At 58.1% G+C, this 13,078-nt stretch carries 8 protein-coding genes; 3 read left to right on the forward strand and 5 right to left on the reverse strand.

Features of this window, described 5'->3' with window-relative positions; genetic code table 11:
- Positions 1 to 134: 134 nt before the first annotated feature.
- Together AXW11_RS01145 and ilvG are read right to left on the reverse strand one after the other, a co-directional pair.
- Entirely contained in the window at positions 135 to 413 is a 279-nt protein-coding gene (locus AXW11_RS01145) for an ACT domain-containing protein (RefSeq protein WP_075195854.1), read from the reverse strand.
- Positions 410 to 2,104 carry an acetolactate synthase 2 catalytic subunit gene (gene ilvG / locus AXW11_RS01150; protein ID WP_041334682.1) on the reverse strand — a complete coding sequence of 565 codons (1,695 nt, stop codon included), beginning with the start codon at positions 2,102 to 2,104 and terminating at the stop codon, positions 410 to 412. The genes AXW11_RS01145 and ilvG overlap by 4 nt, the downstream gene beginning before the upstream one ends.
- A gap of 327 nt (positions 2,105 to 2,431) precedes the next feature.
- Here ilvG and AXW11_RS01155 point away from each other — a divergent pair, with 327 nt between their 5' ends.
- Together AXW11_RS01155 and AXW11_RS01160 are read left to right on the forward strand one after the other, a co-directional pair.
- Positions 2,432 to 3,514 (forward strand): efflux RND transporter periplasmic adaptor subunit, encoded by a 1,083-nt coding sequence (locus tag AXW11_RS01155; protein WP_091641646.1) that lies wholly within the window; start codon positions 2,432 to 2,434, stop codon positions 3,512 to 3,514.
- A gap of 5 nt (positions 3,515 to 3,519) precedes the next feature.
- Entirely contained in the window at positions 3,520 to 6,606 is a 3,087-nt protein-coding gene (locus tag AXW11_RS01160) for an efflux RND transporter permease subunit (protein WP_091641643.1), read from the forward strand.
- Positions 6,607 to 6,622: 16 nt separating this feature from the next.
- On the opposite strand, the gene AXW11_RS01165 is transcribed toward AXW11_RS01160, so the two are convergent.
- The gene (locus AXW11_RS01165; RefSeq protein ID WP_258955190.1) at positions 6,623 to 8,437 is read right to left on the reverse strand and encodes a putative bifunctional diguanylate cyclase/phosphodiesterase; all 1,815 of its coding nucleotides are present in this window, start codon (positions 8,435 to 8,437) and stop codon (positions 6,623 to 6,625) included.
- Between the two features lie 327 nt (positions 8,438 to 8,764).
- On the opposite strand from AXW11_RS01165, the gene AXW11_RS01170 reads away from it, so the two are divergent.
- A complete protein-coding gene (locus tag AXW11_RS01170) occupies positions 8,765 to 10,648 on the forward strand; it encodes a sensor domain-containing diguanylate cyclase (RefSeq protein ID WP_258955189.1) in 1,884 nt (627 codons plus the stop codon).
- Here AXW11_RS01170 and AXW11_RS01175 read toward each other — a convergent pair.
- On the reverse strand, positions 10,638 to 12,104 hold the full coding sequence (locus AXW11_RS01175; RefSeq protein WP_309598973.1) for an amidase: 1,467 nt from the start codon (positions 12,102 to 12,104) through the stop codon (positions 10,638 to 10,640). The two genes, AXW11_RS01170 and AXW11_RS01175, sit on opposite strands and share 11 nt — an antisense overlap.
- Before the next feature lie 140 nt (positions 12,105 to 12,244).
- Complete coding sequence (djlA, locus tag AXW11_RS01180; RefSeq protein WP_036204533.1) at positions 12,245 to 13,015, reverse strand: co-chaperone DjlA; 771 nt, start codon at positions 13,013 to 13,015, stop codon at positions 12,245 to 12,247.
- Between the last annotated feature and the right edge of the window lie 63 nt (positions 13,016 to 13,078).

Below are 13,078 nucleotides of genomic sequence, written 5' to 3' on the forward strand. Positions count from 1 at the left end.
GTGGTATCTGGATTTTTCGCCAGAAAAAGATGTCTGAGCAAAGCGAGTTCTTTTTCAAGAAAAATACAGATGCCACCCCGCAAGCCCGCCCCCAAAACCATCAGGCTACGAAAGAGAAAGCAACTCCCAAAGCGTCAGGCAGTCTGAACCCGAACCCCCGAAACCTGACCAAGGGCAACCTCCGCCACTGTATGCAACTTCTCCAATTGCGACTGGAGCATGGCAATCGGCCGGGTTCCCTCCAGGGTCAGGGTGATATCGAAATTCTCCCCGGCGGATTCCACCGCCATTGTTGCAATCCGGAAACCGCGAATACGGACCACCTGGCAAAGACGCTCCAGGGCGGCCGCTTCCTGCGACATGCGGCAGCTGATTTTATAGCTCGGTGTTGAGGACTGGCTTTGCGGTTTCATGCAACGTGTTCCTTTTTGTTGGTGCGTCGGGTTTCGTCGATCATTTCGCGGTTGCTGGCGCCGGGTTTGACGATGGGCCAGACGTTCTCCTCACGGCTGATGGCTACGTGCAAAAGCATCGGGCCGTTGTAGGCCAGGATGGTCTCAATGCCACGACGGATCTGGTCAGTGCGGCTGATGTGCAACGCCGGGATGTCGAAGGCGCGGGCCATGGCGACGAAGTCCGGGTTGTCGTCCAGATTGATCTGGCTTTCACGATTGCCGTAGAACAGTTCCTGTTGCTGGCGCACCATGCCCAGGCACTGGTTGTCCATGACGATCAGTTTTACCGGCAGGTTATAGCGGCGGATAGTGGCCAGTTCCTGGGCGTTCATCATGAACGAGCCATCGCCCGTCACGTTGATCACCGTACTATTGCGGTCGGAAAACTGGGCACCGATGGCAGCGGGCAGGCCAAAGCCCATGGTGCCCAGGCCGCCACTGGTGAGGTGGTGGCGAGGGTGGTCAAAGTCGTAGTGCTGGGCTACCCACATCTGGTGCTGGCCGACGTCACAGGCGATAACGGTATCATCCGGGGCAATTCGGGAGAGCTGGCGAACAAAGGCCGGGCCGGTGATCGGCGCCAAGGGTTCTTCATTGTCGGCGGCATGGAAGCCGCCGGTGGTGTACCAGGTTCGGCACTGTTTCTGCCAGTCGCCAATGTCCAGCGGCTTGTCCTGTAAGGCGTTGGTCAGTGTTTCGAGAATGTCATTCAGGTCCCCCCGAATAGCCAGCTCGGTCGGGCGCAGTTTGTTGATCTCGGCGGCGTCGGCGTCAATGTGAATCATCTTTGCATTGGGGGCGAAGCCATCCAGGCTGCCGGTGGCGCGGTCATCCAGGCGGGCACCGATAACCAGCAACAGGTCGCATTCATCCACGGCTTTATTGGCCGCCCGGGAGCCGTGCATGCCCAGCATGCCCAGGTTGTAAGGGTTGTGTTTTCCCGGGTTGCCGATACCTTTGAGCGTTACCACCGCTGGCAGAGCGGCGGATTCAGCAAACGTGCGAAAGCGATCTTCAGCGTGTGCCAGGCTGATGCCACCACCGCTGTAGAGTATGGGTTTGCGGGCCGCCCGCAGCATCGTGAGCGCTTCGGCCAGGTCTGGGAAGCTGATCTCCCGTGGCTCGGACCGGGGGAAGGGAGCATCGCTGACATCAGCCAGCAGCAGGTCCTTGGGTATATCAATCCACACCGGCCCCGGCCGCCCACTTTGAGCCAGTTCCATCGCCTCTTCCATGATCGCGGGCAGGCTGTCTGCGTCGTCAACCAGATAGCTGTGTTTAACGATGCCCAGCGTCATGCCCAATACGTCGGTTTCCTGGAAGGCGTCGGTACCGATCAATCCCGAGGGCACCTGGCCGGTGATGACCAGCATGGGGATGGAGTCCCGGTGAGCGTTGGCAACGCCGGTGATCAGGTTGGTGGCGCCGGGGCCTGAGGTGGCAATACATACGCCGAGCTTACCGCTTGCGCGGGCGTAGCCGTCGGCGGCCAGGGCGCAGGCCTGCTCGTGGCGGCACAGCACGTGTTCCACACCGACATCGTCCACCAGCGCATCGTATAGCGGCATGATGCAGCCGCCCGGATACCCGAAAACCGTGCTGATGCTGTGGCGGTGGAACGCGTCAAGAATGTGCTGTGCGCCGTTCATGGTTGTTATTCCTTTTTCCTGATGCAAAAAAAAGCCCCCGGGACCTTTCGGTGCCGGGGGCTTTCGTGTGTTTGTCGAGTCTGTTTCTATCTCACCCGCTTGTCCACGCAGAAGCCCCCGGACGGTACCACGACCACCAGGACTAGCTTCACAAGGACAACCACTGCGTTGAGATTCATAAAATCAGTATCTGCTCTGAATCTGAGAGAAGTTTATGTGTAGAATCTACCCCACGAAAACAACCGGATGCAACCGTTTTCTGACAGTTTCTAAAACGACTGCCTGGACTGTAAACCGACATCACCCGAATTTAACTGCGAGCGATCAATGACCAAAGCAAAACTGGGATCTATCGGATTGTCCTTTCTGGTACTGGCTTTATTGGTGGTATGGATGGCAACCGGTGACGTCAAGGAAGCGCGGGACGAGGCGCCAGAGGACACACCTGAGGAGTCGGTCAGCGCGCCCTCCGTCCAGGTGGATGTGTTGCGTACAAGGCTTTACGAGCCCGGGTTAATGCTGCAGGGGCAGTTGGAGCCCTGGCGAACCGTGTCAGTTGGCGCTCGGGTAGCCGGCACGGTAGAAGAGCTGATGGTGGAGCAGGGTGACCAGGTTGAGGCGGGGGATGTCCTGCTTCGACTCTCCGAGGATGGGCGACGTACCTCGGTAGAACAATGGCAGTCCCGCATTCGCAAATTGGAAGCCGATTTATCGGCTGCCCAGAAGCTCCGATCCCGGAATCTCACCTCCGAATCCGAAGTGTTGACCCTGCAAAGTGATCTGTCTGCGGCGAGAGCTGAGCTCACTCAGGCACGTCTTGCTGTTGACAACCTGGAGCCACGAGCGCCTTTTGATGGAACGGTGAATCGACGGGATGTCGACCTTGGTGATCTGGTCCAGGTCGGGTCACCACTGTTGGAGCTGGTACGCGTTGATCGGCTGAAAGCGACGGGGCAAATCCCGCAGCAGTCAGTGAGCGCCGTCGAAGAAGGGCAGGCCGTAACCATTCGCACGTTGGATGGTGACAGCCTGGAAGGCGTGGTGAATTTCGTGGCCAGTGCCGCAGACCCGGACACCCGTAGTTTCCCGGTGGAGGTGGCCATAGACAACCCGGAACGTAAGCGGGTTGCCGGCGGTAGTGCCACGCTGCGCATTGCGCTGCCGGAAGTGGAGGCGATGTTCATTTCGCCGGCCTATCTCAGTCTTGGGGATGATGGCCGGCCCGGTGTTCGCTATGTGGGCGACAATAACGAAGTGGTGTTTACCACGGTCAAACTCCTGAACGTCACCACGGATGGCGCCTGGGTCACTGGCCTGCCGGATGAAATCCGGTTGATTACCCGGGGCGCGGGTTTTGTATCCATCGGGCAGCAGGTACGCCCGGTTGATCGTGATTCGGACCGGGGCTAACCGATATGCGAACCTTGATTTTCGCCGCTCTCGACCGCAGCCGGACCACACTGCTGACACTGGCTTTCCTGATCCTGGGTGGTGTTGCGGCTTTTCAGACCATCCCCAAAGAAGCGAACCCGGACATCACCATTCCCATGATCTATGTGTCAATGACACTGGAGGGAATCAGCCCGGAAGACGGTGAGCGCTTGCTTATCCGGCCAATGGAGCAGGAATTGCGTTCCCTCGAGGGCGTCAAGGAAATGCGTGGTACGGCTTCCGAGGGCCACGCCTCGGTGATGCTGGAATTCGACGCCGGGTTTGATCCGGACATCGCGCTTCAGGATGTGAGGGAAAAGGTTGATACCGCCCGCAGCAAGCTGCCTCAGGAAGCTGACGAACCAAGAGTCAATGAAATTAACGTGGCGCTGTTTCCGGTCATGTCGGTTGGCCTCTCCGGGCCTCTTTCCGAACGCGAGCTGGTCACTATTGCCCGGCGTTTGCAGGATGCCATCGAAGGCATCCCGGAAGTGCTGGAAGTGGACATTGGTGGTGACAGGGAAGACCTCCTGGAGATCGTTGTCGATCCCCAGGTGCTTGAAAGCTATGGCGTCGACTTTGATCAGTTGGCGACGTTGGTCACTCGCAACAATCAATTGGTTGCCGCCGGAAGCCTGGATACCGGTGCCGGTCGCATGACCATGAAGGTTCCGGGCGTTATTGAATCCGTGGAAGATGTTATGGCCATGCCGGTCAAGGTGGGCGGCGACACCGTTGTGACCTTTGGCGACGTGGCTATGCTTCAGCGAACCTTCAAAGACCCGCGAGGGTTCGCCAGGATCAACGGCGAGCCGGCGCTGGTGCTGGAAATCTCCAAGAGGACCGGTTCCAACATCATCGAAACCGTGGAAAAGGTGAAGGCGCTGATTGAACGTGCCGGGCCGCAACTGCCCGACGAGCTCGAGGTTCGCTACATCATGGACCAGTCTGGCGAGGTCCGGGACATCCTTAGTGATCTGCTCAACAATGTGCTGACGGCCATCGTGCTGGTGATCGTCCTGATCATTGCCGCCATGGGTCCCCGTTCCGCCCTTTTGGTGGGGCTCACCATTCCCGGTGCGTTCCTGACCGGTATCCTGGTGATCTGGGGAATGGGTTTTACTCTTAATATTGTGGTTCTGTTCAGCCTCATACTGGTGGCTGGCATGCTGGTGGATGGGGCCATCGTGGTGTCGGAGCTTGCCGACAGGAACCTCTCCGAGGGCCAGAACGTAAAGTCTGCATGGGGCGAGGCGGCCAGCCGCATGGCCTGGCCCATCATCGCGTCAACCGCCACCACGCTGGCGGTATTCATCCCGCTGTTGTTCTGGCCGGGCGTGGTCGGCGAGTTCATGAGCTTTTTGCCCACCACCGTCATCATCTGTCTGACCGCCTCGTTGGCCATGGCTCTCGTATTTTTGCCGGTCCTTGGCAGCATCAGCGGCGGAAAACGCCGTCCCCAGTCTGCGATCAGTGGTCGGATGACGGACGTCTACCGTGGCGTTCTCGGGCGACTATTGGCAAAGCCCGGTTTTACACTTCTTGGCGTGCTTGGCGTCGTTGTGGTCATCTATGCGGCTTATGGCAAGTTCAACCATGGTGTTGAATTTTTCCCGAGCGTGGAGCCGGATTCAGCGCAGGTACATGTCAGGGCCAGAGGGGATCTGTCGGTGCAGGAGCGCGATGCCATCGTTCGGCAGGTCGAGCAGCGTTTACAGGGAATGCCTGAGGTGAAAGCCCTCTATGCTCGCTCAATGGTCAGTCCCGGAAATCAGATGGCGCCAGACGTCATCGGTGTGCTGCAGTTCCAGTTCACGGACTGGTTTGAGCGACGGCCAGCGACACAGATACTGGAAGATTTCCGTTCACTCACTGCGGACATTCCCGGCATTGAACTGGAGTTTCGCAAGCAAGAGGGTGGTCCTGCGGATGGCAAGCCCATTGAGCTTATGGTCAGCAGTATGGACAGCGACCAACTGGAACGGTATGTCGCTCTTGTCCGGGAACGGATGTCTGGCATCGATGGCTTTGTGGATGTCGAAGACGACCGCAGCCTTCCGGGCATCGAATGGCGCCTGAACGTTGACCGCTCAGCCGCCGCCCGATTTGGTTCAGACGTGCTCAGCGTTGGCAGTGCGGTGCGACTGATTACCAACGGACTGGTGCTCGCCACCTATCGCCCTGAGGACGTGCGCGACGAAGTCGATATCGCCGTGAGAGTGCCTAATAACTGGCGGGAGCTGGATCAGTTCCAGCGCCAGACGATTAACACCAGCCGTGGGCAGGTACCGCTCTCGGAGTTTGTTGAGTTGGCTCCCGGTGACAAGATTGGCAGCATTACCCGCGTGGACGGACAGCGCACCATTACGATCAAGTCCGAGATAGAGCCGGGTCGCCGTGCGGACGAACTGCTGATGGAGTTGCAGCAGCAAATGCCTGAAACGCCCGAGGGTGTATCCGTCCGTTTTGCCGGAGAGAATGAGGACCAGGAACAAGCCTCGAATTTCCTGGCATCGGCGTTTCTGGTCGCGATTGCCCTGATGCTGTTGATCCTGGTGACCCAGTTCAATTCGCTCTACCAGACCATGCTCATTCTATCGGCCATTGTGCTTTCCACAGCGGGCGTATTGCTTGGCCTGCTGCTTAACGGGCAGTCGTTCGGAATCGTAATGGTGGGCATGGGCATCATTGCCCTGGCGGGCATCGTGGTGAACAACAACATCATTCTGATCGACACCTACAACCAGATGCGAAAAAGCGGTATGGCGGCATTCGAGGCCGCATTGGAGACCGGATGCCTGCGCCTGCGACCGGTATTGCTGACGGCCATCACCACGATACTCGGGCTGATGCCAATGGTGCTCGGGGTAAATGTGGATCTCCTGACCCCGTCTTTGGGCATCGGTGCTCCGTCCACGCAGTGGTGGACCCAGCTATCCAGTGCTATTGCCGGCGGGTTGGCGTTTGCAACGGTGCTCACGCTGTTGCTGACCCCGGCGCTGCTGGTACTGGGGGACAAAGTGGGACGGAAAATCAAACCGGCTGTTACGGACTCCTCCAGCAATGCATGACCTTTCGCCTTGATCGTCAGGATTGCGGGAAAAACTCGTCCATGAGCGTGTTGAATGGCAGAGGCCTGCTGTATCGATAACCCTGCAGGTAATCACAGCCCCGCTGGAAAAGCCATTGTTCATGGGCTTCGGTTTCGACGCCCTCGGCGACGACCGAGAGCCCAAGCCCTCGAGCCAGGCCAATGATCGAGAGGGTAATGGCGCAGTCGTCCTCGTCGTCTGGCAGTTGGCTGATGAAGGAACGGTCAATCTTGATCCGCGAGAAGGGCAGACTCTTGAGGCGGGACAGTGAAGAATAGCCGGTTCCGAAGTCGTCTATGGACAGGCTTGCACCATCGGCCACCAGCTCTTCCAGGATACTGTTCAGTGAATTGAAATCCCCTTGAATGGAATCCTCGGTTACCTCGAAATGCAACGCGCTGGCCGGCACGCCATATTCATGGCAGGTTTCCCTGATCAGGCTGGGCAGTTCCGGTATCGATACCTGCTCGGCCGCCAGGTTGACGGAAATCTCTGGCAGCGTAATGCCCTGGTTGTGGGCCTGTTGCCAGTGTTCGCACACGCGGCGAAGCACGCACTCCCCCAACGCATACATCAGGCCACCGCTTCTGGCTATCCCCAGAAATTCAATGGGTGACAGCCAACCCCGTTGCGGGTGTTGCCAGCGTACCAGGGCTTCCAGCGACTCCAGTTTCATCCCGGCGGCGCTCATGATGGGTTGATAGAACACTTCCAGGGTGTGGTTGCTGATGGCGGCCCGCAACTCGTTTTCCAGAACGAATCGCGAACGGGCCGTTACCTGAATGCTCGAATCAAAGAAGCACGCCTGGTCCCGGCCCCGCTGCTTGGCGTTGTACATGGCGGCTTCGGCGCCACGCAACAGCTCTTCGGTGGTTTGACAGTCTCCGGGCAAGTGGCAGATGCCCAGGCTTGCGCCAACGGTGATGGAGTGGCCAGTGAGGCGGATGGGCCTGTTGATTTCCTGCCTTATACGCGAGGCGGTCAGTTCCAGAGAGTCCCGCATGGTGTGGTTGCGCACCATGAGGGCGTACTCATCGCCTCCAATCCTGGCCAGTAGATCCTTGCCTGGAACAGAGAGCTTTTTCAGGCGGCGGCCGACTTCGGCAATAACGTTGTCACCCACCTGAGGCCCAAGCCCATCGTTGATGGATTTCAGGCGGTCCACGTCAATCCATATCAGCGCCAGGCTACCAAGCCCTCGTCGTTCTATTTTGTCGGCGAGGTGGCCGATACGGTCTCGCAGGGATTCGATGTTTGATAGCCCGGTCAGTGAGTCGTAACGGGTAACGTATTCAAGTGCGCGTTGTGAGTGGAGCCAGGCTTCGTGGGTATTGATCAGGCTGATGGTATCGGCAATAGCGATAACGAAGGATATTTCCGGCAGGGTCCAGTCCCGTTGATGGGTTGATTCGAGGCAAATGACGCCACTGAGCCGGGCACCATCAAATACCGGTGCATCAAGCATCGATAGGATGTTCAAGGGTATAAGGTAGCCCGGCGCGAATGCCCGGGTGCGGGGATCGTTCTGGGCGTCCCGGACAGACAGCACGCGTTCGGTTTCCAGGGCCGAGAAGTACTCCGGGTTGCCGGACTGGTACAGGCTGGATTTGTCACCGGTGGCAGCGTCCGTAGTATGAAGCCACTCGGACTCAATGCGGTCACGCTCCTCCGGAAACTGCCAGACACTGACCCGGTCAACGTTGAGCAGCCTCGCGCAGAGCGCCGTCAGGTCTGCGAGTTTTTGCGGGCGCTTCTTGTCGATAAACGCCGGACTGTGGCTGAGTTCCGTCAGTGCCTTGTGAAAGGTCACGAAGGTGTCCGTATCGTGCATAGTCTCTGGCTGTCAGTTTCGAGGACGATAGTAGGTGTACGACAAGGAGCGGCGTTTGGTCGCTTTGCGCCAGCATTTTTCATTTTTCGACTTTCTCATACTGGCACCCGGCCCCGATACTGTCCACTTTGAAGTCATAAGAGTGGGACATGGGTCTTCACCAGCGTTCGGAAGTACCGCAGTTAGTTAGGCTTTATTGTCTGATTGAGTCATTTTAAAGGCGCCTGCGGCGAAATGCCGGTTTCTGGTTTATGCTGGTAGCGAAAAAACAACAAATTTATTGTCTCTCTTGAACTGGGAATATCTTTGCAAAAGGGTCTGACGCAGATTCTGTTCGCCATTATGCTGTTTGCGCTGCCTGCTCTGGTTTCAGCGGAGCCGGCGGTTTGGGACAGTTATGCCAAGCGGTTGGAGCTTCTCAGGTATGTGGAGTATTGGCAGGAACCCGCCGGCGCCGTCCCCCTGGATTCCGTGAGACAGCTTCCCGAAAGAGAGTGGCAGTCAAACGGAAAAGACAGCGTTAGCCTGGGATACGGTGATGAGGTTTACTGGTTCCGGGTAAATGTTCGCAACCCAGGGGCCGCCACGGCTCCCCTGTTCCTGGAAATCGGGTATCCGGTGTTGGACCATATCGAGGTCTATCTGCTCGAAGATGGCGAGCTTGTAAAACGACAGTTATTGGGTGATAAGCAGCCGTTCTACCAGCGCCCAATCTACCACCGCAATTTTCTTGTCCCGCTCTCCCTTTCACGTGACGACGAGCTCTCCATCTATCTTCGAGTGGACACCACCAGTTCCATGCAGGTGCCCCTGACCCTTTGGGATCAGGATGCTTTCTACGTGGCCGAGCAGGCCCGCAGCCTGTTCGAGGGCATTTACTACGGCATTGTGCTGGTGATGATCCTCTACAACTTGTTTGTGTATATGGCGGTTGGCGAGCGGAGCTTCCTGCATTATGTGGGGTACATTTCGGCCATGCCCCTGTTCCTGGCGAGCCTGCATGGCGTTGCTTTCCAGTATCTCTGGCCGGAGGCTACCTGGTGGAATGACCAGGCGATCACCGTGTTCCTCAATCTGGTCGTGCTGTTTGGCGGCACCTTTAGCCTTCACTTTCTCAATGTGACGTCAGCCAACCACCCGTTTCTCAACAGACTGACGGTGGGGATTGTCGTTATGGCTGGTGTGATGGCAACGGCGGGATTGCTGGTTCCGTATCGACTCTTGATCCTGCCGACCATTCTGCTTGCTTTCCTGGGCTGCACGACCATGCTGGTGCTCAGCATTGTGCGCTGGCTGAAAAAGGACCCCGCAGCGAGGTATTACGCGTTGGCCTGGGTGTTTATGCTTTTCGGAGGGATTGTCCTGGCGTTGAGCAAGTTCACCGTGTTGCCACGCAACCTGCTGACGGAGAACGCAACCCAGGTGGGATCCGCCATGGGCGTCATTCTGTTATCGATGGCGCTGGCAGACCGGCTCAACAGGGAAAAGAAGCGTGCTTTCGAGGCCCAACAGCGCCTGTTGCTTGAAGAACGCAAAGCCAGGATGGCTCAGGAAAAGTCCCTTCGTATTCAACAGGAAGCCAATACGTTACTTGAACAGAGAGTACAGGAGCGCACCCGGGACCTCGAGTCGCTCAACGATCAGTTGCGCGAACTCAGTGCCACCGACGCGCTCACCGGGCTCAAGAACCGTGGTCACTTTGACCGTACCTTCAGCTCGGCGGTGGTGAAGGCGTATCGATTTAGTCAGCCATTGTCACTGCTGCTTCTGGATATCGATCATTTCAAGAAGTTCAACGACACACATGGTCATCTGGTCGGCGACGATTGCCTGCAGATGGTGGCCAACTGTATCCGCGACTATGTCACGCGCCCACAGGATTTGGCTGCCCGCTACGGCGGCGAAGAGTTTGTGGTTCTGTTGCCGGATACCCCGAAAGAGGGGGCGCTGAGAGTGGCCGAGAAAATCCGGAGCCGGATTGAGGAAACCGGGTTCCGGGTGTCGGATGAAGTCTTGCACCTGACGGTGAGTATTGGTTTGTGTGCCGTCTGTCCCAGCCAGGCGGATGCCACCAAAGACATCTTCAGTTGGGCCGATGGGGCCCTCTACGAGGCCAAGGGGCGTGGGCGGAATCAGGTCGTCGTCTGCGAGCCCCCCTCCGTTCAGGGAGCGGAACCTGTCATGACCTGATGGGCTGGCTGTCTATCCTGGGCCAGTTCATCGTCTCCTCCAGCAAAAACGCCAGTTCCAGCAGTGTCTGCTCACCCCCGTGCTTACCCATCAGCTGAATGGAAACCGGCAGACCCTGCTCAGTGAGGCTGGCTGGCAGCGAAATGGCGGGTGCGCCGGTGGCGTTGGCCAGTGGCGTAAAGCTGACGTATTGGGTCAGGCGGTCGAACAGGGTATCAAAGTCGACCGTGGGGCTCAGGTAGCCGATTTCGGGCGTGGTGTGACCCAGTACCGGAGTGAGAATGGCATCGTAACTGGCCATGGTGCGAGCGTAGTCCTGATACGACCGGTGCAGGCGCCAGAGTGCCGCCGGTAATTTGTAGAACTGCCTCCGGAAGGCTTTGTCCAGCCCAAGGGTTAGCCCGTCCAGCTGTGACTTGTCAAAACTAGGGTGAATCAACCGCTTGCCATTTGCGCGCACACCAAAGGCCAGCATTCCCCAATAGAGCGCAAAATCATCAGGGAAAGATGAGGCAACGGGAACTCCTACCGGTTCCACCTTGTGGCCAAGCTTTTCGAGTAGTTGTGCTGTATTTTCAACGGCTGCGCGGGTCTGACTGTCGGTGGCGTGACCGTTGATGGAGTCGGTCACCAGGCCAATACGGAGTGAGCGTGTGGCGGGGCGCTCCACCTTTCCTATGGCCGGGAGTTTCGGGTTTCGGAAAAAGCGTTCCGCTCCGTGATAGAAGTTGGCGGTATCCCTGACCGTGCGCGTTACCACACCATCACTGACGATATTGATGGGGAGTGTTTTAGCCGCATCGTTGTCGATCAGCCGTCCCCGGGTTGGTTTCAACCCCACCAGCCCACAACAGGCGGCTGGAATGCGGATGGAGCCACCGCCATCGTTGGCGTGTGCGATGGGGATGACACCTGCGGCAACCAGCGCCGCGGAACCTCCTGATGAAGCACCGGTGGAATATTGAAGGTGCCAGGGGTTGCGGCTTGGGGTGTCATGGGCGGGTTCGGTGGTGGCATTGAAGCCGAACTCAGGCAGGGTGCTTTTGCCAAAACACACCAGGCCCTGGGCCAGCAACTGACGGGCGAAAGGGCTGGTTTCGTCGGCCGGGTGGGAATGGATGGCCGCAGTGCCATGGGAGGTGGGGAATCCCTTCACCTCGGTGTTGTCTTTGATCACCGTGGGAACGCCCGCAAAGATGCCAGGCACCGTTTTTGCAGCCGGAGTTTTATTTGCGATCATGCCGGCACCGTCGTTCGGAATGGGGGTAACCAGGCCATGGATAAAGGGTTCGGCTATTCGCGCCCGGGCCAGGGTAGCCTGGAGGACTTCGCCGGCTGATACGTCGCCGTTGTGAATCAGTTCGGCCAGCCCGGTGGCGTCGTGCCGGCCCAGCAGATCGTCACTGAACGTGTGCATTGATTGCGGGTGGGGTTGCAACGGATGTTGGGCGGTCAAAGCAGATACTCCGTGTTGTTTTCGGGACTGTATCCACTGTATATAAAAGCTAAACGTGACGATATGTCATATCGGGAAATTGCATCGCGGCGCACGACAAGTAGAGGGGATGTAAGTAAAGGCCCTCGCCGGGCCTTTCGTTAGTTGCGGGCGTCCTTTATTACGTCGTAGGCGTGGCTGATCTCACGGGTGCGCTCTTCTGCCATTTCCCGCATGCTTTCCGGCAGGCCGCGCCCAGCCAGTTTGTCCGGATGATTCTCGCTCATCAGTTTGCGGTAGGCTTTCTTGATCTCGGCGTCGCTGGCGGAGGGCGACACCCCGAGAACCTTATAGGCATCGTCGATCTGGCTGGCGGACGATGGTTGGCCAGACGCACCTGCCTGGCCGGCGTGAGCGCCCCTCAACATGGCTTCCAACTGGTCTACCTGGGCCTCGGGCAGTCCCAGCCCCCGGGCAATACGCACCAGCATCTCATGTTCGGCCGGGTGGACCACACCATCGGCGGCAACGGCAGACACCTGTACCTGAAGGAACATCTGCAGTAATGCGGGCTGGCGACCACTCACCCGCAGGAAGTGTTGCAGTTCCGCATCCAGGTCGAAGTCATTGGCCTTGCCCCGGTTGAAGGCTGCCTTGGCGCGCTCCCGGTGTTCGCCGGAGAGACGAAACCGGTCGAACAGGCGTTCCGCCACCTGGATCTCATCGCGAGTGACAACGCCATCGGCTTTGCACAGGGCGCCCATCACCGCAAACACGGATTCCAGGAAGTCGGTCTGCACATTGCGCAGTTTTTGCCACAGACGGCTCTTGATGTATCGGGTCAACAGTACGCCTGCCACAGCGCCAATCAGAAGGCCGGGAAAACGGCCAAATAAGTAGCCGATCAAACCGCCGATAAACAGGCCGAACATGTCAGTGTCCTTTTCAAGTGTTTAAAACTGCGCAAAGTATACGGGTTTCGGCGAAGAATTCGA

The sequence above is a fragment of the Marinobacter sp. Hex_13 genome (assembly GCF_001566815.1).
GTDB classification, from domain to species: Bacteria; Pseudomonadota; Gammaproteobacteria; order Pseudomonadales; family Oleiphilaceae; genus Marinobacter; species Marinobacter salarius.